This window comes from Arsukibacterium sp. (assembly GCF_033722355.1).
In the GTDB taxonomy this organism is placed as follows: Bacteria; Pseudomonadota; Gammaproteobacteria; order Enterobacterales; family Alteromonadaceae; genus Alishewanella.
On sequence record NZ_JAWVZF010000012.1, the window covers coordinates 13,833 to 36,002 of the forward strand.

The window sequence follows — 22,170 nt, forward strand, 5'->3', positions numbered from 1 at the left end:
GCTTGATGACGCCGGATGCTTTAACACTTACCATGAGCTTGTAAATAAAATGACAACAAATATTAGCCGGAGAATTGGCATTGAAATTATCTCAACTTGTATTGGCAATGGGCCTGGTGGCCACGATCAGCGCGTGTAGTCAGCAACTTACTGCGCCACCCCTGCCACAGGGCGTTAAACTGATTACTGAACATACCCAGCAAAAAGACGGTGTGTCGGTACCTTATAAAAAATACCAGCTCGATAACGGTTTAACCGTCATAGTGCATGAGGATCATTCTGATCCGCTGGTGCATGTTGATGTCACTTATCATGTCGGTTCAGCCAGGGAAGAGCTGGGTAAATCAGGTTTTGCCCATTTTTTCGAACATATGATGTTTCAGGGCTCTGAAAATGTTGGTGATGAGGAGCATTTTCGGATTGTTACCGAAGCTGGTGGTACCTTAAATGGCACCACCAACTCGGACCGGACTAACTATTTTCAGACCGTACCGTCGAATCAGCTGGAAAAAATGTTGTGGTTAGAAGCCGACCGGATGGGCTTTTTACTGGATGCGGTAACAGAACAGAAGTTTGAAGTACAACGGGAAACTGTCAAAAATGAGCGTGGCCAGCGGGTCGATAACCGCCCTTATGGCCGGTTAGGTGAGCGGGTTGCGCAGGCACTGTATCCGGTAGGTCATCCTTATTCGTGGCCTGTTATTGGTTATATGGACGATTTAAACCGGGCGAATGTTAATGATGTCAAAGCTTTTTTTCTGCGCTGGTACGGCCCGAATAACGCCACTGTCACCATTGGTGGCGCAGTGACGGCCAATGAAGTGCTGCCGCTGGTTAAGCAATATTTTGGTTCAATACCACGGGGGCCGGAAGTCAGCGCTGCACCAAAACAGCCGGTATCGCTTATCAGTGACCGTTATATTTCAATGGAAGATAACGTCCATTTGCCGCTGATTTATATGTCGTATCCTACCGTTTACCTGCGGCATGAAGACGAAGCTGCGCTGGATGTGCTGGCAGAGATCCTCGGTGGAGGCAAAAACTCGATTTTCTATAAAAACCTGGTAAAAACCCAGATCGCAGTACAGGCTAATGTCAATCATCCTTGTGCTGAGCTGGCCTGTACCTTTAATTTACTGGCGTTGCCGCACCCGGCATCAGGCAAAAACCTGGCTGATATTGAAGCGCTGATCCGGCAAAGTCTGACTGAGTTTGAACAGCGTGGCGTGAATGATGACGATTTATTAAAAGTAAAAGCGCAAATGGAAGCCAACACGGTTTATGGTCTGCAGAGCGTGGCGGGTAAAGTCAGCCAGCTGGCGATCAATGAAACCCTGACTGGCAACCCGGATAATCTGCAGAATGATTTAAACCGGGTTAACAAGGTAACCAAAGACGATGTAATGCGGGTTTATAACACGTATCTTAAAGGTAAAGGCTCGGTAGTGATGTCTGTCGTGCCCCGCGGCAAGCTGGATTTGATCGCGGCAAAGGATAATTTCAGCCCGCAAGTGCTGGAGTTCGGTGGCCCGTCCCAAACCCGCGCTGATGATTTACAAGTACGCCGGGCTACCGATAATTTTGACCGCAGTGTCGAGCCGCAGGCCGGGGTAAACCCTGCTGTAACAGTGCCTGCCTATTGGCAGACCAGCCTGGACAATGGCATTGCAGTGTTGGGTGCCGCCAGCGATGAAACCCCGACTACTGCCTTATTATTGAAACTGAATAGTGGCCTGTATTATGAAAGCGCCGATAAAACCGGCTTAAGCAGTATGCTGACCGCGATGCTTAATGAAGACACCAAAAACTTCAGCGGTGAAGCAATTGCACTGGAGCTTGAGAAGCTTGGCAGCTATATCAGCATCAGTGCCAGTGATGAACATATTCAGTTGTATGTATTAAGCCTGAGCAAAAACCTGGATAAAACCATCGACCTTCTGCTGGAAAAGATGTTACAGCCGGCATTTAATGAGGATGATTTTAACCGCCTGAAACAGCAGCGGCTGCAAGGCATTCAGCAGTCTGAGAAAAATGCCGGTTACCTTGCCGGTAATGCGTTTCGTAAGCTGATGTACGGCGACAGCATCCTGGGTCAGCCAGGAGGTGGTACCCTGGGCAGCGTCACTAATCTGAGCCTGCAAGATGTGAAGGCATACTATAACAGTCATTTTAAACCTGAAGGTGGCCAGCTTATCGTTGTATCTGATTTAGCCAAAGACCAACTGCAACAGGCTATTCAGCCGCTGACCCGGTTTACTGGCAAAGCGCCGGCCGTCAATTTGCAGGTGCCGGCAGATACCAGCCGGGGCTCAGTTATTTATCTGGTTCATAAAGATGACTCGCCCCAGTCGGAAATCCGGATTGGTAAACGCAGTTTAGCGGAAGATATTACCGGAGAGTATTTTAAAACCGGCCTGGCAAACTTTACTATTGGCGGCAACTTTAACAGCCGGATTAACCTGAACCTGCGGGAAGATAAGGGCTATACCTATGGCGCCCGCACCGGTTTTAATGCTGATAGCTATACCGGGGTATTTGTTGCCTCTGCGGCGGTGCGGGCTGATGCCACCGCGGCATCGGTTAAAGAGTTTATCGATGAGCTAAACCGCTTCAGTGATGAGGGGGTAACGGATTCTGAACTGGCGTTTATGCGCCGGGCACTGAATCAGCGGGATGCATTAAAGTATGAAACGCCCAATGCCAAACTGGGGTTTTTAGCGCAAATCCTGCAACATGATCTGGCCCCTACCTTTGTTGATGAACGTAACGCTATTATTGCCAACATCAGCCAACAGGAAATAAACCAGCTGGCGAAGCAACATTTTGCAACCAAAGATATGGTGATAGTCGTGGTGGGCGATGCGGCAGTGCTGCGTCCGCAGCTCGAAGCATTGGGGTATCCGGTAGAAGATCTATCTTTATAATTAACGCGCTTAACTAAAAACGCCACCGGTCGGTGGCGTTTTTATAAGTCTCTTTATCAGTATCCGGCAAAGGCTATTACTGGCAATTTGCCCGCTAAGCTCCTACAGTGGCTGGGTAACGGATGATAGTGTGGTAACAGAACTCAGAGCAAAACTGGTCGCAACCTGCGGCTATGCCAGCTCACTGGTTCTGATACGCCTGATATTGTTAAGCTAAAGAATTAACAACGGATAATTTATGCAATATTCAGTACTGGGCAGCAGCAATATAAAGGTCTCCCGCGTCTGTCTTGGCACGATGACCTGGGGTACGCAGAATACCCAGCAGGATGCCGACGAGCAGCTGGCATATGCGCTGGCGCAGGGCGTTAATTTTATTGATACTGCTGAGATGTATTCAGTGCCGCCTACCGCAGAGTCTTACGGTGCGACAGAGCGGATAATTGGTCGCTGGCTCAGCCGCAATCAAGCAAGGCGGGCGGATATTATTCTGGCCAGTAAAATGGCCGGCAGTGGCCTGTCTTATATTCGCGATGGCGGCATTATGACGCCAGCGACCTTGCAGCAGGCTGTCGATGATTCATTAAAACGGTTACAGACCGATTATCTGGATTTGTATCAGTTGCACTGGCCAAACCGGGTATCTCCCCATTTTGGCAAACATGCGGTTGGTAAGATTGGCTTTTCTGAAGTCAATGCAACTGAGCAAACCGAGCAGATGCTTGGCTTGTTACAGGCCCTGCAACACTGTGTTAATGCAGGCAAAATCCGCTTTTGCGGGCTGTCGAATGAAACGCCCTGGGGGATGAGTCAGTATCTTCAGCTAAGTGCGCAGTATAATCTGCCGAAAATGGTGTCAATTCAGAATGAATTCAGTCTGCTGCATACGAAAGACTGGCCTTATTTAATTGAGCAATGTCTGCATCAGAATGTGGCTTATTTGCCCTGGTCGCCACTGGCTGGCGGCGCGCTGAGCGGTAAATATTTAAACGGTGCACGTCCGGCTGGCAGCCGCTGGAGCATGTTACAACGCCATGGCTTGTTTCGGGACACGCCGCAATCTGAGCAGGCCATTGCCGCTTTTACGGAGCTTGCGACTGAGCATCGGCACGACCCGGCCAGCCTGGCATTAGCCTGGGTAAATCAGGTTGACGGCGTTACGTCGACGATTATAGGTGCTACCAGCATGGCCCAGTTGCAACAAAATATAGCAGCGTTTAGTTTAGACATCAGCCCGGTATTAAAGGATGATATCAGTCAGTATTTACGGCAGTATCCGTTGCCGTTCTAACAGTGAAACAGACAAGATAGCCTATGCAATTACTGGCCTTTACCACTGAGCAAACCGATATAAACATGGCGTATCAGAGCCCACATTTATTATTTTACCTTGCCCTGATCGTGGTCGTGATTTTAGTCCTGGTTATTACTGTTACCGTACTGCTACGCCGGCAGAGACAAATTACCCGCCAGGACTATTCCACAGCCACAAGTAAGATACAGCAGCTCGACCAGCGCTGGCAGCGGATTGCAGCCAGGGTACCTGGCATGGTGTATGAGTTTCATATGGCAAATGACGGCAGCTTTACGTTTCCCTACGCCAGCGAGGCCATCCGGGATATCTACCGGATCAGCCCGGCAGAAGCTAAACGTGATGCAATGCCGGCGCTTGAAGCTATTCATGTTGATGATCGTGCCGGCATGCTGGAGTCTATTAATCAGTCCGCCCGTGAGATGACGCCGTGGCGCCATGAATACCGGGTGCTGGATGAGCAGGGAAATGTTCGTTGGGTATTTGGCAATGCCATACCGGAACAGGACGAGACCGGTGTCAGCTGGACCGGCTTTATTACCGATATTACTGAACGCAAAGCGGTGGAGCAAAAAATACATCAGCTGGCTTACTTTGACAGTCTGACCGCTTTATATAACCGGCGGAAAATCCAACAGGCACTTCAGGAGTTCTGCGATACAGCTGAACCGGGCACCCGCGACCGCGCCATCCTGTTAATTAACATCGATAATTTTAAACGGATTAATGACACTTTGGGGCACAAGGCTGGTGATAATCTGTTAAAACAACTGGCTGAACGTTTACAGACGGCGGCACCAAGGGGCAGTGCCTGCGGCCGTTTAAGCAGCGATGAGTTTGTTCTGCTGATAAACCGGTTGCCCGGGCAACAGGCTACATTCACCGCTCAGCTGGAACAATTTGTTGTTTCTTTGCGTGGCACCCTGCAGCAACCTTACGATATTAACGGCCATTATTTTAAAAATACCGTTAGTGTCGGCTATTGTATTGTCGGTGAGAGTGTCGCCACCGCTGATGAATTACTGAAACAGGCTGAGATTGCCGTTGCCCATGTCAAAGCTGCTGGTGGTAATGGCCAGCTGTTATTTGCCGCTCAGATGTATCAGCAACAGCAACATCGCAATGCTATTGAACTGGCGCTGGACAATGCCGTGTCAGCGAAGCAACTCAGTGTTCACTATCAGCCTCAAGTTGCTGATGACGGCACGGTAAGCGGCGTTGAAGCGCTGTTGCGCTGGCAGCATCCTGAGCTTGGTGCCGTGTCCCCAGCGCTGTTTATCCCGCTGGCTGAGGAGAATGGCCAGATAGAAGAGATCGGTTACTGGGTGCTTCAACATACCTGCCAGCAATTGCAAAAGTGGCAGACTGATCCGGTATTTGCCGATCTGACAATGTCGGTGAACATCAGCGCCCGCCAGTTCTACCTGCCGGACTTTGTCAGCATAGTAGAGCAATGTCTGAATAAATATCAGATTGCACCGCAGCTGTTGATCCTGGAACTGACCGAAAGTTTAATTCTGGCTAACCTGGATGATGCCGTGGCCAGAATGCTGCAAATCAAAAAGCTGGGGGTGCGGTTTTCAATGGACGATTTTGGTACCGGCTACTCGTCTTTATCTTATTTATCCCGTTTGCCTTTTGATGAAGTCAAAATAGATCAGTATTTTGTTCGCAGTGGCAGTTCTGGTAACCCGCGGGACTGGGTGATTGTCGATGCGATTATCGGTATTGCTAACACCTATGGCATGAAACTGATTGCCGAAGGCGTGGAGACTACTAAGCAACATGCCATGTTGCGTCAAAGTGGCTGTCATTGTTACCAGGGCTATCTGTTTGCCCGACCGGCACCGGTGGCTGAAACTGAAGCCTGGATTCAACAAAAAGCGGCGTTAGCTGACAGCAGTAACCACCAATAAATTTCATATTGCGGTAGTGCGTTAAACCATTGTGAACTGCCGGGCTAAGCTTTAAGCTGAGTAAACCTTAAACCGATACTGCGTCTGACCGGATGAAGCCTTATGCGCCAAATGATTGAACAAGCGACGAATTTACCGAGTATCCCTGAAGTTGTGCAGAAACTTATTGCCAGTATGAATGATCCGGATGTTTCAACCGAGACCCTGGCCGGGATCATTACCAGTGATCAGGCTATCATGGCAAAAGTACTTCGTCTGGCTAACTCTGCGCGGTATGGTGGCCAGCGTAAAGTCGGTTCGGTAAAAGACGCCTTAGTGGTATTAGGGCGTGATGCTTTACGTACCCTGGTATTATCGATTGGTCTGGTGTCGAGTTTTAAAGCGCCGGCCAGTTTTGACCTGAAAGCATACTGGCGCCGCTCATTTATGTTAGCCAACCGGGCAAAATGGCTGGCTAAATTAAATAATTCCGATCCGGAAGTCGCCTATACCTGTGGTTTACTGCATGGTATCGGTGAATATCTTATTCATATCATTGAACCTGAGCTGGCTAAAACCATTGATGAACAGGTAGAGGGCGGTGCAGCCCGGCGCAAAACCCAGCTGGAGTTATTCGGCTTTGATTACACCATGGCCGGCAGTGAGCTGGCTAAATACTGGAAATTCCCGGATGATATTGCCGATGCGATTTTGTGGCAGCAACAACCGGCCGGCAGCGGTGCGCTGCTACCTTATGCTACGCTGTTATATCTGGCCCGCTATATGATTCTGTACCGGGAGCAGGTGAGTGAAAGCAAATTTGATGAGCTGCCGGTGAAGTTAATTCATGCAGCACATATGAATTTAGAAGACACTTACCGCCGGATGGGCGATTTCAGCGAAGATAACGACGATATTATCATGATGTTGCAGCAATAGCTGAAGGAGAGTCTGATGAGCACAACAAAGCAGCTTTTAACTATTATCATCTTTGGGCTGATGTTAGTGGGCTACCACGCCGAAAGCCTGGCTGATTCCGCCATCCCGGATAATTTTAACCAGCCTGGCCAAAACCTGATCACCGGCGGACAGCCTTCTATGCAAGAGCTGGAACAACTTAAAGCCGCTGGCGTCAGGAAAGTGATTAACCTGCGAGGCGCCGATGAGGCGGTATCTTACGATGAACAGGCCGCAGCAGAAGCACTGGGTCTGACTTATATTTCGCTGCCGGTTGCCGGGGCCGGCGATGTCACCGTCGATAAAGCCAGAGCGCTCTATCAGCATTTACAGGGCGATCAGAAGATATTGGTTCACTGTGCTTCAGGCAACAGAGTAGGTGCTTTGCTGGCAATCGGCGCCCACGAAATTAATGACAAACCCCTTGCTGAGGCGCTGGCGTTTGGTCGTGCCGCCGGCCTTAGTTCACTGGAGCCCAAAGTGCGGGCTGTGCTGAGTGAACCAGGCGAAAACTGATCAATTCAATCAGTGTAGCGGCTTAATTTACCCAGAGGATTGTCATGGCATACATGACGACATGGCTGATAATAACCACCACTGACAGGTTATTGCGCAGGCTTTGGTAGCTGCTGCTGTAACGCCGGTTAATGCCGCTGCCAACTTCACTGAGGCGTAACAGTGCAAACAATATAGCCTGCAGCAGCAGGAAATAACCTGGTAGCAATGCCAGACTAATAATACTAAATACCGGAAAACTCACGGCCAGTAATGCCAGCTTATTTGTTGTAGCAGAGGCTGGTTGCTGATACAGCACCGGCCATAGCACACCCGCCATAAAGCCTAAGATAAGCGCGCTGTAGAGTTGATACAGCAAAAATAATTGCGTTGAGCCAGCTAACCACTGCAGATGATAAGCCAGGGGCAGCAACACAAACGGCAGCAAGCCGGCATAGCCTAAGAGGTTAATCAGTTTCATGGCAAATCCTTCTTTTAGCCTGAGTACGGCCGGCAAGCGATGGCTGATCAGACTAATATCAGCGCTAACCTGCCAGAATGGCATTAATCCAGCTCAGATACAGCGGCAGGCCAAACAGCACATTCAGCGGAAAGGTAATACCCAGCGCAGCCAGTAACGCTAAACCAATATCTGCCTGAGGTATCGCTGCACGAATAGCGGCAGGTGCCGCGATATAAGATGCACTGGCCAACAGGGCTGCCAGTACCAGAATACTGCCACTGCTTAAACCCAGCAATAAACCCAGAGCAATACCAACCCAGGCCAGGCAAAACGGTGCTATCAGTGCAAACAACATTAATCGCCATTGTTTAATTGGCAATGGTGAGCAAACTTTGGCTGTGCAGAGGCCCATTTCCAGTAAAAACAATGCCAGCAGCGTACTGAAACCACCCATTAATACCGGAGTGATCCCGGATAAACCAGCACTGCCATAAATCCAGCCGATTAGCAGGCCACCCCCCAACAGTAATACGCCCCGGCTGGTCAGGGCTTCATGCAATATCGCCAGAGAGCCTGCTTTGCTGCCATTGATATAGCGATACAGCCATAACATGGTGACAATGGCAGGCAGTTCCAGCAGCACCAGATACAGCGTGGTTTGTGGTGCCATTGGCAGGTTATGGTGCATAGCCAGCGCCATTACTACGGCAAAAGTGCCGGCACTGACCGAGCCATAGTGGGCGGCTATGCTGGCGGCATTGGCACTGCTCAGTTTGACAGCGCTTCGCAAAAGCGGATACAGCAGCAGAGGTATTATTACCCCGGTAGCAGCAATCAGTGCCAGCTCGGGTAAGATAGGAAGCAGAGGCACACCATGCAGCGCCATCCCACCTTTTAAGCCCAGTGTCAGCATCAGTAAAATGGACAGGGTTTCATAGATGGCAAGAGGGACCTTCAAGTCTGATTTTACCAGTCCGGCCAGCAAGCCCAGGGCAAAAAAAGCGATCACAACGTCAGGCATTACAGAGCTCCGTTAACTGAGTTGGTTTCAAGTGTGCCGAAAAACACCGCTGTTGCATAGCGAATAATACCGTTGCTGCTGGCTGTTGTTAACCGTTGCGGCCTTATCTTGTGTTACCAGTTGGATAAATCAGGAGCAGGCCAGCGCAGTGCACTAGTTGTCGATTGGAGTAGTGTCCGGGCTTGGGTACAGCAATGACAGCCGTTCTTGTTCGGTTAAAATTCCGGTAAGAATGGTGCGCCGGCGCAGCTTACGCATCCTCTCCCCGTTGTCCAGCAGCTCACGCCGGAACAGCGCTGGCTGGTCGATGCAGTCAAGGATGCTGTGCCAGTGTATATAGCCGCTGTGTCTTAGCTGCCCGGCCTGATAACGTTGCTCCAGCCGCTGATAAATAGCGGGCAGGCCAGAGCTGTCCGCCAGCAATTTATCGACCATTGCCTGATGCAGCCTTAAAATCTGCTGGTCGGCAGCATCAAGTTGTTTACTGACAGGGCGGTTTCGCAATGCACTACGCGGTTTCACAGATTACAATCACCTTTGGCACAGTTAGCCCGGCTGCGGGCCCAGTAGTTATACGCTTTGCTGGCAACCCAGTAACAGGGGGCCAGTTGCAGAAATGCCACCAGCCTGCGATAACCTGCCAACCGCCAGTAATGCAGACTGGCATCAATACCAGTGATAAAGTGATCGTTATCCCACAGGTGGATCTGTTGCATCATCTCGCCTTTACTTACGCCGGCAAAGCCTCTGAAACCCTGCTGACTTATATCAACCAGTTGCAGATGAGGCGTCAGTTTTGGTGCCAGCAAGCCAATTTCATGCTGACATAAGTTACAGCTGCCATCGTAAAACAGTTTTTTCATTTCAGGTTACCGTTAACCACCATGACACCGTCTACGATGGCCGCTGATTTCAGATCATATTAATGCAGCTGATAAAGCAGCTCATCTACGCTACCCTGAGCCAGTGGGTGGTACCCCGGCCGTGCTTGCTGATAAACCTTTCTGGCAAATGCCAGCCCGGCCGGTGTGGTCGCCAGCTGTTTATACAGCGGAATAATCAGTTTGCGCCGGCCAATATTAATTAAGTACTGTTCCAGTTGCGGCATAATGGGCTGATAGCCGGTTTGCAGCGCCAGTAAATACCAGGCATGGGCAATTTCGCTGTTGTCCGAATGGGTCAGGTCAAAAGCGGCATCAAGCCTGGCCAGTTGCGGCTGGCTGATACTGGGCGGCAGGTTGTTAATAAAGTACAGCCATTCATGTACTGTCCAGTTGGCAGTGGGCAGGGCTGCAAGCTCAATGTTACCGGTCAGCCAATTGCTGGCATGCTGACGAACCTGATTAAAAGCGTCTGATTGCGGGGCCGGCGTGCCTGTCGGTAAACCGCTGTGATAAACCCAGGTGTTTACTTCAGTCAGGGTAACAATATCCGGATATTTCTGCAGCAAATTGCGGTTTAAGTACTCGACAAAACTGGCAGTATCAATACTTTTAAACGCATGATCAGCAAAGTAGCTTCGCACGAACGGGTCGAATTTATCCCGGCCAAATTGCCGCTCCAGAAACATCAGAAATAACTGGCCTTTGGTATAGGGTACGCCGCTGAATGCATCGTCCGGATCCCGGCCCTGTAAGTCGATATGCAAAATACTGTCATTGGCACTGAGTGTTTTAAGCTCGTCCTGCAGCGCCTGTACTGATAAGGCCTGCTCCATCACAGCACGATCAATACCAAATACCTGCTCCATAATCCGGTTTTCAACATAAGAGGTAAATCCTTCGTTTAACCACAGATCGCGCCAGGTTGCGTTAGTCACCAGATTACCCGACCAGGAATGGGCCAGTTCATGCGCTATCAGATTAACCAGGCTGCCATCGCCGGCTACCACGGTTGGGGTAATAAAGCTCAGCACCGGATTTTCCATGCCGCCAAACGGAAAGCTCGGTGGCAAAATCAGTAAGTCGTAACGACCCCAGCGATACTCGCCATACAGCTGCTCGGTAGCATCAATCATCGCCTGGGTACTGGCAAATTCTGTTGCGGCGGCGTCCAGGATATAGGGTTCGGCGTAAACGCCGGTTTGTTCGCTCATCGCTTTAAATTGCAGATCTCCTGCGGCAATAGCAATTAAATAGGCCGGAATAGGCTGGGGCATATAAAACTGATAATCGCCATCCCGGTCAGTGGCAGGATCATTGGGGGCGCTCATCACCACCAGCACCTTATCAGTGGTTTGGATCCGGGCGCTGTAGCTCATCCGCACGGCAGGTGTATCCTGAACAGGGATCCAGCTTCGGGCATGAATAGCCTGGTTCTGACTAAACATAAAAGGGGTGTTTTTGCCGGCAGTCTGCTCAGGGTTTAACCACTGCAAACCCGATGCTTCAGGTGTCGAGCTATAGTGAATACGCAGTACCTGGGGCTGAAATGGCGGGCTGACAGTCAGCTTACTGCCCAACACCTCGTCCCGGGTGCCAAGCGTAAAAGGCAGCTGCTGCCAGTTACCATCTTGCTGTTTGCCATATATCCGGGAAATAGTTAAATCACGGGTATCCAGATACAGCTCGGTTTGCTGGTTGTCCAGCCAGTTCAGCTGCAAATCAGCGAAACCGCTTAAGGTTTTTTGCTCAAAATTCAGGGTCAAATCAAGATGCAGATGGCTGATCGTCACCTGATCATAATTCGCATAGGTGTAACTGTCTTCAGCAGCGGCAGTAAAAGGGCTGAACAGGCTTGGCAGCAGCAGGCTGCAAAGTACTAATAGACGATTAAGCATAGTTTCCTCAGCTTGGATAGCAAAACAGGGTTATGTTCAGTGTAATGCGAATTGGTACTCAGGCAAAGAAACAGATGATATCAATTACAGTAACCCTAACCTTGTAAGGCAACTATCTTTTGGTTATGTTGGATCGTTACTAACGGATGAGGCCACATGATGTTATCGAAATGGAGCTGGAAATTACTGCAGCTTAGCCGCAAACTCTGGGTACGCACATCTTTATTTACCCTGTTGGCTTTGATAACAGCAGGTCTGGCACTTCTGCTGGAGAATGTTATTCCCGCAGCGCTGGCCGGCGCGATAGGCAGTTCGGCAGTGGAAAAAATCCTGACTATCCTGGCGACCAGTATGTTAACAGTCACCACCTTTTCCCTGAGTATTATGGTCGTTGCCTTTAATGCCGCGTCAACCGGTGTGTCGCCGCGGGCTACCCGCCTGCTGATGGATGACAGTACTACCCAGAATGCGCTGGCAACATTTATCGGTTCATTTTTATTCAGTGTTGTCAGTATTGTGCTGCTAAGTACCGATCTATACGGCAACAGTGGCAGAGTGGTGCTTTTTGTGATCACTATTGGTGTTATAGCGCTGATTGTCATTACTATTTTGATTTGGATTGAACACTTATCCGGGCTTGGCCGGGTAGGCGAAACGGCAAAACGAGTTGAAACAGAGGCCTATGATGCGATAAAACACTGTGGCCAGCACCCCTGGCTGGATGCCAACCCCCTGGTCAGTCTGGAGGATATACCATCAGAAGCCCGGCCGGTATGTACCGGTAAAATTGGTTATATTGACCATATTGATGTTAACGCGCTGCAGCAGTGGGCGGCTAAGCATGATGCCAGCGTTTATCTCAGTAATCTGCCTGGGGCCTTTATCCATAAAAAGCGGCCTTTAATGTGGATAGCCGGCAGTGACGTTTCAACGCGCCAGCCATTGCTTGATGCTGTCAGTATCAGTGATTACCGAAGTTTTGATCAGGATCCGAGGTTTGGCTTGAGGGTGCTGGCGGAAATCGCATCAAAAGCGTTATCGCCCGGTATTAATGATCCCGGTACTGCCATTGAAATTATTGGCCGCGGGGTACGGGTGCTCAGTAACTGGCAATGTGACAATGACCATAATGAAGTTAAATACCCCAACGTCTGGGCGCCTCAGGTACAATTATCTGAGTTATTTGATAATTTTTTCCGCTCGATTGCCCGCGATGGCGCAGCCAATATTGAAGTGCAAATCCGCCTGCAAAAAGCGTGTCTGGCACTGGCTGACTATGGACCACAATTTAAGCTATGTGCCAAAGAGCAGGCAGCAGCGGCGCTGGCCCGGGCCGAACTTGTGATGATTTATCAGCCCGATATCGCCTTGCTGAAGCGGCTGAATAAACAACTCGATGATTAAGACACTAGCGACATAATCCAAGCTTTTTCATATTGCCAATGGCCGTTTTAAGCCTGTTCAGGCTGGCTGTTTGCGCCGGCGAGCTATCGTTAAGCCAGCCAATAAAGATACTGGTAAACAGCCCGCTTAGCGCCAGCTCTTGGCCAACCCTGGCAATGCCTGTCGCGTTAAAACCCGCCAGTTCACGCAGCCACTGCACAGTGCGGCTTATCCGCAGCAGTGCTGCTGCCTGCAGATGAAGATGCCCCGGCTCCAGTTTGTAATACAACATTTGCCGGGTAACTTGCTGATAGGGAGCCAAGCTGTTTAACCAGCTGCGAATAGCCAGTTCCAGTTTTTCAGCCGAATCGCCCCCGGCTGCCAGCTCAGTGCTGAGCATGGCGTCATCGGCCCGGTCAAACCAGGCATCGGTCAAGTCATCTTTTTGCTTAATCAGCTGTGCCAGCTCAGCCAGACTGATATTGACACTATTGGCCAGGGCATTTAACGAAAGTCTTTCCCAGCTGGTATGTTCAGCTAAGATAAGAGCATGGTTCAGCAGTTGTTGTTTATCCATAGACCAGAGCCTCAGTGACGGGCATTTCAGGTTTGTCAGCGATAAGTATAGGTGGTTAGCGGCCAGCCATTAGTGAACTGGCTCTTGTTATTCCAAAAACCTTTGGGTATGTTGGCGTTACTCCGTTATGCAGAAGTGCTGTTATGTCTGACTGTTCCGCTATTAAACTGACTGAATTCAGTCACGGTGCCGGTTGTGGCTGTAAAATTTCCCCGCAAATACTCGATACCATTCTTAAAACCAATTTAAGCTTTACCGACGGTAAATTGCTGGTGGGTAACAGTACTAAAGATGATGCCGCCGCCTATGACTTGGGCGATGGCACAGCATTGTTAAGCACAACCGACTTTTTTATGCCCATCGTTGATGATGCTTTTGACTTTGGTCGCATCGCTGCCACCAATGCAATTAGTGATATTTATGCCATGGGGGGCCGCCCCTTGCTGGCCATTGCCATATTGGGCTGGCCGGTCAGTAAATTGCCGGCTGAACTGGCGCAGCAGGTGCTGGAAGGCGCACGGCACAGCTGTAAAGAAGCGGGCATTATGCTGGCCGGTGGCCACAGTATTGATGCGCCGGAACCGATATTTGGTCTGGCGGTAAGTGGCCGGGTAGAGATCAGTCATTTAAAACGCAATGATACCGCCAGGGCAGGTGATCAACTTTATTTAACCAAGCCATTAGGAGTAGGCATTTTAACCACTGCCCAGAAACAGAAAAAACTGAATCCTGAACATGCCATGCTGGCGCGGGATAGTATGGTGCAGTTAAACCGGATTGGCGCAGAGATAGCGGCACTGCCAGGGATAAATGCCATGACCGATGTTACCGGTTTTGGCCTGCTCGGGCACTTAATGGAAATGTGTGACGGCAGTGGCGTCGATGCACAGCTTGATAGCGCGGCGATACCGGTGCTGCCTTATGTTGCTGACTATATTGCTAAGGGCTGCGTTCCGGGCGGTAGTGGCCGCAATTTCGCCAGCTACGGTGCTAATGTTTCGCCTATAACGATGCAGCAGCAGGCATTGCTCTGTGATCCGCAAACCAGTGGTGGTTTATTACTGGCAGTAAGCCCGCAAGCCGCACCGGCTTTTCATGATATCGCGTTAGCATACGATTTAGTATTGCAGCCAATAGGCCAGCTGATCAAACGGGGCAGTGGCCACCGTATTCAGATTAATTAGCAGTACTATTAATGGCTCAGGATCTTCCGCTGACAGATAACTACCAGCAGATATTGTATCAGCAGCTGCCATTGCTGGATTTACGGGCACCGGCAGAATTTAACCGTGGTGCCTTTGCCGGTAGTGTTAATTTGCCGCTGATGACCGATAATGAGCGTGCTGCGGTTGGCACCTGCTATAAGCAGCAGGGGCAGCAGGCGGCTGTTACGCTGGGCCATCAGCTGGTGCAGGGTGAGCTAAAAGCAAGCCGGATCAACGCCTGGCGCAGCTTTGCCGTGGCGCAGCCCCATGGCCTATTGTACTGCGCGAGGGGCGGGCTGCGCTCTCAGATAGCCCAGCAGTGGCTGGCGGAGACCGGCGTAGTTTATCCGCGGCTTAAGGGCGGCTTTAAAGCATTGCGCCAGGCTGCCGTCAATGTCATCAGTGAGGCTGCCAGCGAACCCATGTTACTTCTGGCCGGGCCCACCGGCAGTGGCAAAACCCGCTTATTACAGCAGCTACAGGCGGTAGATCTGGAGGCGCTCGCTAATCATCGCGGTTCAGCCTTTGGCCGTAAGCTGGCGGCACAACCTTCCCAAATTCGCTTTGAAAATGACTTCGCCAGTGCGCTGCTGCGCGTCCGGGCTGCTCAGCCGCCCTATTTGTTGCTGGAAGACGAAAGCCTGTTAATTGGCCAGCGCAGTATTCCCCATGTCTTTTTTCAGACGATGCAGCAAAGCCCGTTATTGCTGCTGGACGAGCCAGTTGAGGCGCGGATTGAGGTGATATTGCAGGACTACATTGTCGATTTGCTGCAAGAGGCCATTAACTTAGATGCTGAACAGGGCTTTAGTCAGTTCAGCAATATGTTACAACAGGCCATGGCGCGTATTCGTAAGCGGTTAGGCGGGGCGCTTTACAGCGAACTGAACGTCATGCTGGGTCAGGCGTTAGAAGAACAACAGCGAAGCGCTGATATCAGTTTGCACCGCCGCTGGATAGCACGGCTGCTTCGCGATTACTACGACCCGATGTATCAGTATCAACTAAAAAAGCGCGGCCTGCCGGTCCTGATGCAGGGCAATGCCAGCGAGCTTAGTCAGTGGTGGCATGAGCAAGTAACCGCGCGTTAGCGCTAACTGCGGGCAAAGCGGCCCAGTTGCTGCTGGGTGCGGGCGGTACCGCTTAGCAAGTCTTTCGCTGCCTTGTCAATTGATGACATTTGCTGATGGGCGTCAGTGGTTACTTTTTCAATGGCACTTAAATGCTGGTGCGTCTGCTGGTAGCGCTGCTCCAGTTGCACTACGGTTTGGTTAATATTCTGAATACCGCTTTTCGCCTGCTGCAATTCCTGCTGCAATTGAGCAAACTCGGAGCTGGTATCAGTAATTTGTTGCTGCGCCTGCTGTGCCTGCTGGTTAAGGCTTTGTGACTCTGAACGGGTTTCGCCGACCAGTTGCTCCATTTCATTTAAAAAGCCAGAAATCTGTTTGGTGGCATCATTTACCTTAGCAGCCAGGGTCCGGACTTCATCGGCGACCACCGCAAAACCGCGGCCGGCATCACCGGCCCGGGCGGCCTCAATGGCAGCGTTTAATGCCAGCAGGTTGGTTTGATCAGAGAAGGTTTCTACCATCACCAGAATTTGTCGCACGTTTTCTGAGTTTTTATGTAATCCGTTAATTGTCGTGCCAAAAGTATCCAGTAACTTCACAATACCAGACAGCTGAACACTTAACTGCTGCATCTGGCCACTGGCTACTTTGGCTTTATCCACCGCATGGCCGGAGACCTGATTAACTTCATCACCGTGCTGGACAATATCGGCCAGATTATCCAGTACCTGATCGCTGTCACGGCGGATCTGACTGCTGCGCTTTTCGGTATCCTGTAAATGCTGGCGGGTACTTTTTACTGCGGTTGAAACCTGCTCATTTACCTGATGGGTTTCCTGCGCCTGCTGATGAATATCACCCAGCAGCACGCCGAGTTGGCTGACAAACTGGTTATATTCTTCCGATAAGGTTCTGAACTCATCAAAGGTAAACGCTGGCAAGCGTAAGTTCAGATCAGTCCCCTTGCGGTTGGTGTCATGCAAGGCGCCGACCAGGGTTGTTACCGGCCGGACGAATAAGTAATGCATATAGCCAATGGTAAACAGAAATGCCCCCAGACCCATTATCAGCAACGCCCACCAGCGGCCATCAGCCCCGCCCTCGGGGTAAGCCAGAGACATTGCCAGCAGGAAAAAAATCGCTAAAAAGCTGATATTACCGATTATTTTGCGGCTCAGCGTGCCAAAAAAGGTGCGTTCAACAAACAGATAAAGGGAGGTAAAGCCGCTCATAACGTGTAAACCCTGCCAGCTTAAACAAAGTAAAATTAGCTTATCACAGCCTTTAGCTGCCCGCGAGCCTGCTAACAGGCCATAGGTTTGATCTGAAATAAAGGTGCGGCTGAAAGCCTTTAGCCGTTCATATCGAAAAGCGGCGACTATGCCCTTAGCGGTGTATTTGCTGTGTTGTTCAGCTTGTACTAAGCTGGTTAAAATTTAACCAGTGGTGGTTATCATGCAACGGCGCGAATTTCTGACCAAATCCTCATTAGTGCTCGGCAGCAGCCTGCTGCCTATACCGGCTTTACTCCAAGCCGGCACAACGCAAACTGCCGCTGAAATTCAGTTAAAACCCGGCGATTGGACAAGCCTGCGCAAACAGTTTGTCCTGAGTTATGATTACATTCATCTTGCTACTTTTTTACTGGCCTCCCATCCTAAACCGGTTGCCGATGCGATAGCGCGGCACCGGCAGGCATTTGACGTTAACCCTGCTGACTACTGGCATGAACACTTTATGACAATCGATGCTGATATTGCCGCCTCTGCAGCTCGGTATATGGGGGGACGAGGCGACCAAATAGCCCTGACAGACAGCACCACCATGGGCCTGGCAATGGTATACAGCGGTTTGCAGTTACGCCCGGGCGATGAAGTGCTGCAAACGGTACACGATCATTACTCTACAGACTTGTCACTGCAATTACGCGCTGAGCGGACCGGAGCTAAAGTGCGCCAGGTGGCGTTATATGACAACCCGGCGCAAGTGTCGGTGGATCAGGTGGTTAGCAGATTAAAAGCCGCCATAAACGCAGCGACCCGGGTAGTGGTAGTTACCTGGGTACATTCGTCAACCGGGGTGAAACTGCCGCTGCGTGCTATTGCTGCTATGCTGGCCGAGCTAAACAATCAGCGAAACGAAGCTGATCAGATGCTGTTTTGTGTTGACGGGGTGCATGGCTTTGGCATTGAAGATATTGACGTATCAACGATAGGTTGTGACTTTTTTATCGCCGGTACTCATAAGTGGATATTCGGGCCACGTGGCACTGGCGTGGTTTGGGGCAGTGACCGTGGCTGGTCGCGCTGTAAGGCTGTGATCCCCAGTTTTAGCCGGTCTTATGACGTTTGGCTTGGCGGTAGTACTCAGGACCAGGTGCCAATGGGCGAGCATATGACACCGGGTGGCTTTCACTCATTTGAGCATCGCTGGGCGTTGCCCGAAGCCTTTGAGCTGCACCTGCAACTGGGCAAAGCTCAGGTGCAGCAGCGAATTCATCAGCTAAACACCCTGACCAAGCAGGGCCTGCAGCAGATAAAGGGCGTAACCTTGCATACGCCGATGGCAGCAGAGCTATCGTCAGGCCTGGTGTGTTTTGACTATAAAGCTATGACACCAGATGATGTTGTCAAAGCGATGCATGCTAAGGGCATTATTATGAGCAGTACCCCGTATCGTCAGTCTCATGCCCGCTTTGCCCCGAGCCTGATTAACAATGAACAGGAGATTAAGCAAACACTCGCAGCACTCACAACGTTCTAAATATGTTTGGACTAACAATGTAGTCGATGGGTGGCTTCCAGTGTAAAAAGCGCTATAGTTCTGCTATGTCTAACCTAATAAGAACAATATGTTATGCAAAAACACCTGACCGAACTACGCTGGGGCATCATATTTACGCTGGTGATGCTGTTATGGCTGTGGCTGGAGCAGCTGGTCGGGCTGCACGGGCCCTATATTGAGCATCATGCCACTTACACTAACCTGTTTGCGATACCGGCTATCCTGATGTATATCCTGGCCCTGCGTCAGAAAAAATGGCGGGATTATAACGGTGCCATGAGCTGGAAACAGGGCATCATTGCCGGGTTGCTGATGACGCTGGTGGTTGTTTTACTAAGCCCGCTGGCCCAGTGGTTATTTCACACGATGATAAGCCCTGATTATTTTAGCAATGTACAGAGTTATGCCGTGGCGGCACAAATGATGACACCCGAGGAGGCCGCAGCTTATTTCAGGTTACCAAGTTATATTGGGCAAAGTATGTTTGGTGCAGCGGTAATGGGCAGTGTCACCTCAGTAATCGTGGCATTCTTTGTTCGAAGCAAAACAACCTGATATCCCGCTGCCTGGCAGGCAGCATTCCCTTTTACGCCGGATACTGAAAAGGCTGATTAAAAAATCAGCCTTTTTCTTGCCTTTTAAAATAAATCTATTAAAGTGATATTAAAATAATATCATTTTAATGGGGTTGGTAATGATAAAGGAACGGATGATTAACAGCAAAGACGGCTTTGTTATGATTGCGGTATTGTTTGTGCTGCAGGGATTAATGCTGGCAGGGCTATTGGTAGCGCCCGGGTTGCTTAAGGGGGTATTTTTATTAGCTGCCATTGTGGTACTGATTTGCTGGTTCGGTTTCTATATGGTCCACCCTAATCAGTCGGCAGTGCTGCAGTTATTTGGCCGATATGTAGGCACTGATTTAAATAATGGTCTGCGTTGGTCTAATCCACTTTATAGCAAACAAAAAGTGTCGCTCAGGGTACGTAACTTTGAAAGCAGTAAAATGAAAGTCAATGACAGCGCCGGTAATCCGGTGGAAATTGCTGCTGTCGTCGTCTGGAAAGTAGTTGATAGTGCCGAGGCGGTGTTTGAGGTTGATAACTATGAAAACTTTGTCAGTATTCAGAGTGAGTCAGCTATCCGGCATTTAGCATCAAGTTACGCCTATGATGCCGGCAATGATGACGATATCAGTCTTCGCAGCAGCACCGATGATATTACTGAATTACTGAAGAATGAAATACAGGCTCGCTTAAACAAAGCCGGGGTGCAGGTGCTGGAAGCCCGGATCAGTCACCTGGCTTATGCCCAGGAAATTGCCAGTGCTATGCTGCAACGTCAGCAGGCAGCGGCTATTGTTGCTGCCCGCCGCCAGATTGTGGAAGGTGCGGTAGGTATGGTCGAGTCGGCGCTTGAACAGTTGTCAGCGCGCAACGTGGTCGAGCTGGATGATGAGCGCAAAGCGGCGATGGTCGGTAATTTACTGGTGGTATTATGTGGCGATCATCATGTGCAGCCGGTATTAAATACCGGTAGCCTGTATCAGTAACATAAAGGGTAACCAAAGCAGTGGCCAAAAAAGCCTTCGCCTTACGGCTGGACGATAAAATGCTCAGCGCCCTGCAGCGCTGGGCCGATGATGAATTCAGAAGTGTTAATGGCCAGATTGAATATTTGCTGCACGATGCCCTGCGTAAAGCCGGGCGTCTGCCAGCAAAAAAGCCCGATGATTCTGGTAACGACGCTGACGACAACGCAACGTAAGCAGCCAGCAAGATACGCAACGATCAACTATGCTTTAACTATTAACAGAGGTTATTGGCAAAGACAGCATGTGTTTGTGTCTGGCAGTTTACTGATAGCGTTCTGCTCAGTTAATCATCAGGAGTTGACTATGAGTATTGGACTTAAAATTCCGGTAAGAATGTTCAGGTTTGCCGTTGTAATACTGGCCGCTGTCAGTATTCTGAGCGGTTGTGACCGGGCAGGGCAGAGGTTGGCCCCAGGTCCGGAGGATTCCGCTGCCGGTGATATCACCGGGCCAGATAAGCCGTTAGGCGAGGTCATGGAGTTCGATGGCTACACTATGCGGGCCAGTATCACCCGCGCCAGTGTATTAAACCAGAATATGGCGCAAAAGTATGGCATCGGGCAAAATCCTGATCTTGCACTGCTTAATCTGGTTATCCAGGATAATAGCGAGCCTCGCCAGGATGCAACAGTTGCCGCGACTGTCCATGTTGAGCACGAAAATCTGCTGGGACAGACTCAGGTAGTTGAAATGCGTGCAGCAGAAACCGATGGTTATATTTCTTACTACGGCACCCTGGATGCCAGCTCGCAGCGCGTGTTTCAGCTGAGAATAAAAGCACAACCTGATAGCACAGAGCAGATGCTGGAAATGTACTTTGAAGTGCGGCTTAACTGGTAACCTATGCTAACTACCTGAGCTTAAGCCGCACCGTTTTCCTGGTTATGATGATATTTCTACTGCTTTTGCGCCGCCTGGCAACGAGTAGCGCAAAATACGCCAGAACACACTGGCGTACTGGCCGATAAAACTGCCGGTGTTGTAGCTGATGCCATACTTTTCTGCTATTGCCTGTACCTGCTTTGCCATGGCCGGGTAATGTCTGGCCGGAATATCCGGGAATAAATGATGTTCAATCTGGCAGCTTAAATGGCCGGTTAAGATATGCAGCCAGGTGGGGCCGGTAAAGTTAGAAGAGCCCAGCATCTGGCGGTAATACCACTGGCCCCGGCTTTCGTTTTCACATTCTGCTGCGCTGAAGGTATGCACGTCTTTGGTAAAATGACCGCAGAAAATCACGGTTGAAGTCCATAAATTGCGCAGCAAATTGGCCAGTAAGTTACCGCTTAATACCCACAGCCACATCGGCCCGGCAATCAGCGGAAAGAACAAATAGTCTTTTAGCAGCTGGCGGGCGCCTTTGCTGAAAAAAGCGCGTTTAAGCTCACGGTCTGTTACCTGCGAGTGCCGATCCGCTTTTTTCTTACCGGCAAATACCCGTTGTGCTGCCAGCTCGTGATACGACACGCCCCACTGAAATAGCAGACTTAACAACAGGTAAGTGCCACCCTGCCACAAATTACGCAGCCGCCAGCGAAAATCGTTACTTAAGCGCAGCAGGCCATAACCAAAATCACGGTCTTTGCCAATAATATTGGTATAGGTATGGTGTTCAAAATTATGGGTACGCTGCCATGAGCCGGCGTCACAGGCAATATCCCACTCATAGCGCCTGGAATGCAGCACAGGATCATTCAGCCAGTCATAC

The 22,170-nt window shown here is 50.3% G+C and carries 21 protein-coding genes; 13 read left to right on the top strand and 8 right to left on the bottom strand.

From position 1 onward, the window contains the following. Nucleotides 1-80: 80 nt before the first annotated feature. From R3177_RS02700 to R3177_RS02720, 5 genes are all read left to right on the top strand, one after another. On the top strand, nucleotides 81-2,924 hold the full coding sequence (locus R3177_RS02700; protein WP_318969498.1) for a pitrilysin family protein: 2,844 nt from the start codon (nucleotides 81-83) through the stop codon (nucleotides 2,922-2,924). 238 nt (nucleotides 2,925-3,162) lie between these two features. Beyond that, complete coding sequence (locus R3177_RS02705) at nucleotides 3,163-4,215, top strand: aldo/keto reductase (protein ID WP_318969499.1); 1,053 nt, start codon at nucleotides 3,163-3,165, stop codon at nucleotides 4,213-4,215. Nucleotides 4,216-4,238: 23 nt separating this feature from the next. After that, on the top strand, nucleotides 4,239-6,152 hold the full coding sequence (locus R3177_RS02710; RefSeq protein ID WP_318969500.1) for a putative bifunctional diguanylate cyclase/phosphodiesterase: 1,914 nt from the start codon (nucleotides 4,239-4,241) through the stop codon (nucleotides 6,150-6,152). 102 nt (nucleotides 6,153-6,254) lie between these two features. Next, a complete protein-coding gene (locus R3177_RS02715) occupies nucleotides 6,255-7,070 on the top strand; it encodes an HDOD domain-containing protein (protein ID WP_318969501.1) in 816 nt (271 codons plus the stop codon). A gap of 15 nt (nucleotides 7,071-7,085) precedes the next feature. Beyond that, entirely contained in the window at nucleotides 7,086-7,604 is a 519-nt protein-coding gene (locus tag R3177_RS02720; RefSeq protein ID WP_318969502.1) for a beta-lactamase hydrolase domain-containing protein, read from the top strand. Nucleotides 7,605-7,626: 22 nt separating this feature from the next. Here the strand turns inward: R3177_RS02720 and R3177_RS02725 are convergent, their stop codons facing one another. The 5 genes from R3177_RS02725 to R3177_RS02745 form a co-directional block, all read right to left on the bottom strand. After that, a complete protein-coding gene (locus R3177_RS02725; RefSeq protein ID WP_318969503.1) occupies nucleotides 7,627-8,148 on the bottom strand; it encodes a DUF3429 domain-containing protein in 522 nt (173 codons plus the stop codon). Continuing rightward, a complete protein-coding gene (locus tag R3177_RS02730) occupies nucleotides 8,129-9,067 on the bottom strand; it encodes a sodium-dependent bicarbonate transport family permease (RefSeq protein WP_318969504.1) in 939 nt (312 codons plus the stop codon). The genes R3177_RS02725 and R3177_RS02730 overlap by 20 nt, the downstream gene beginning before the upstream one ends. A 153-nt stretch (nucleotides 9,068-9,220) precedes the next feature. Next, entirely contained in the window at nucleotides 9,221-9,589 is a 369-nt protein-coding gene (locus R3177_RS02735) for a hypothetical protein (protein WP_318969505.1), read from the bottom strand. Beyond that, nucleotides 9,586-9,930, bottom strand: a complete 345-nt coding sequence (locus tag R3177_RS02740) for a DUF393 domain-containing protein (RefSeq protein WP_318969506.1) — start codon at nucleotides 9,928-9,930, stop codon at nucleotides 9,586-9,588. The genes R3177_RS02735 and R3177_RS02740 overlap by 4 nt, the downstream gene beginning before the upstream one ends. Nucleotides 9,931-9,989: 59 nt before the next feature. Then, nucleotides 9,990-11,846, bottom strand: coding sequence for a M1 family metallopeptidase (locus R3177_RS02745; protein WP_318969507.1), 1,857 nt, complete (start codon nucleotides 11,844-11,846; stop codon nucleotides 9,990-9,992). 156 nt (nucleotides 11,847-12,002) lie between these two features. On the opposite strand from R3177_RS02745, the gene R3177_RS02750 reads away from it, so the two are divergent. Further along, nucleotides 12,003-13,250, top strand: coding sequence for a DUF2254 domain-containing protein (locus R3177_RS02750; RefSeq protein WP_318969508.1), 1,248 nt, complete (start codon nucleotides 12,003-12,005; stop codon nucleotides 13,248-13,250). Between the two features lie 4 nt (nucleotides 13,251-13,254). Here R3177_RS02750 and R3177_RS02755 read toward each other — a convergent pair whose 3' ends face one another. Next, on the bottom strand, nucleotides 13,255-13,806 hold the full coding sequence (locus R3177_RS02755) for a TetR/AcrR family transcriptional regulator (RefSeq protein WP_318969509.1): 552 nt from the start codon (nucleotides 13,804-13,806) through the stop codon (nucleotides 13,255-13,257). Nucleotides 13,807-13,949: 143 nt separating this feature from the next. On the opposite strand from R3177_RS02755, the gene selD reads away from it, so the two are divergent. Next, nucleotides 13,950-14,990, top strand: a complete 1,041-nt coding sequence (gene selD / locus R3177_RS02760; RefSeq protein WP_318969510.1) for a selenide, water dikinase SelD — start codon at nucleotides 13,950-13,952, stop codon at nucleotides 14,988-14,990. Between the two features lie 11 nt (nucleotides 14,991-15,001). After that, the gene (gene mnmH, locus R3177_RS02765) at nucleotides 15,002-16,102 is read left to right on the top strand and encodes a tRNA 2-selenouridine(34) synthase MnmH (RefSeq protein ID WP_318969511.1); all 1,101 of its coding nucleotides are present in this window, start codon (nucleotides 15,002-15,004) and stop codon (nucleotides 16,100-16,102) included. 2 nt (nucleotides 16,103-16,104) lie between these two features. Here the strand turns inward: mnmH and R3177_RS02770 are convergent, their stop codons facing one another. After that, nucleotides 16,105-17,316, bottom strand: coding sequence for a methyl-accepting chemotaxis protein (locus R3177_RS02770; protein WP_318969512.1), 1,212 nt, complete (start codon nucleotides 17,314-17,316; stop codon nucleotides 16,105-16,107). 223 nt (nucleotides 17,317-17,539) lie between these two features. Between R3177_RS02770 and R3177_RS02775 the strand changes: the two genes are divergently transcribed. From R3177_RS02775 to R3177_RS02795, 5 genes are all read left to right on the top strand, one after another. Continuing rightward, nucleotides 17,540-18,847 (top strand): aminotransferase class V-fold PLP-dependent enzyme, encoded by a 1,308-nt coding sequence (locus tag R3177_RS02775; protein WP_318969513.1) that lies wholly within the window; start codon nucleotides 17,540-17,542, stop codon nucleotides 18,845-18,847. 93 nt (nucleotides 18,848-18,940) lie between these two features. Beyond that, nucleotides 18,941-19,423 carry a DUF4199 domain-containing protein gene (locus R3177_RS02780; RefSeq protein WP_318969514.1) on the top strand — a complete coding sequence of 161 codons (483 nt, stop codon included), beginning with the start codon at nucleotides 18,941-18,943 and terminating at the stop codon, nucleotides 19,421-19,423. 139 nt (nucleotides 19,424-19,562) lie between these two features. Further along, nucleotides 19,563-20,420, top strand: a complete 858-nt coding sequence (locus tag R3177_RS02785) for an SPFH domain-containing protein (protein ID WP_318969515.1) — start codon at nucleotides 19,563-19,565, stop codon at nucleotides 20,418-20,420. 20 nt (nucleotides 20,421-20,440) lie between these two features. After that, the gene (locus R3177_RS02790) at nucleotides 20,441-20,635 is read left to right on the top strand and encodes an Arc family DNA-binding protein (RefSeq protein ID WP_318969516.1); all 195 of its coding nucleotides are present in this window, start codon (nucleotides 20,441-20,443) and stop codon (nucleotides 20,633-20,635) included. A 130-nt stretch (nucleotides 20,636-20,765) separates the two neighbouring features. Then, nucleotides 20,766-21,302, top strand: a complete 537-nt coding sequence (locus R3177_RS02795; RefSeq protein WP_318969517.1) for a DUF4426 domain-containing protein — start codon at nucleotides 20,766-20,768, stop codon at nucleotides 21,300-21,302. 42 nt (nucleotides 21,303-21,344) lie between these two features. Here R3177_RS02795 and R3177_RS02800 read toward each other — a convergent pair. Beyond that, nucleotides 21,345-22,170 (bottom strand): acyl-CoA desaturase (locus R3177_RS02800; RefSeq protein ID WP_318969518.1); only part of this gene is annotated, 826 nt, incomplete at its 5' end.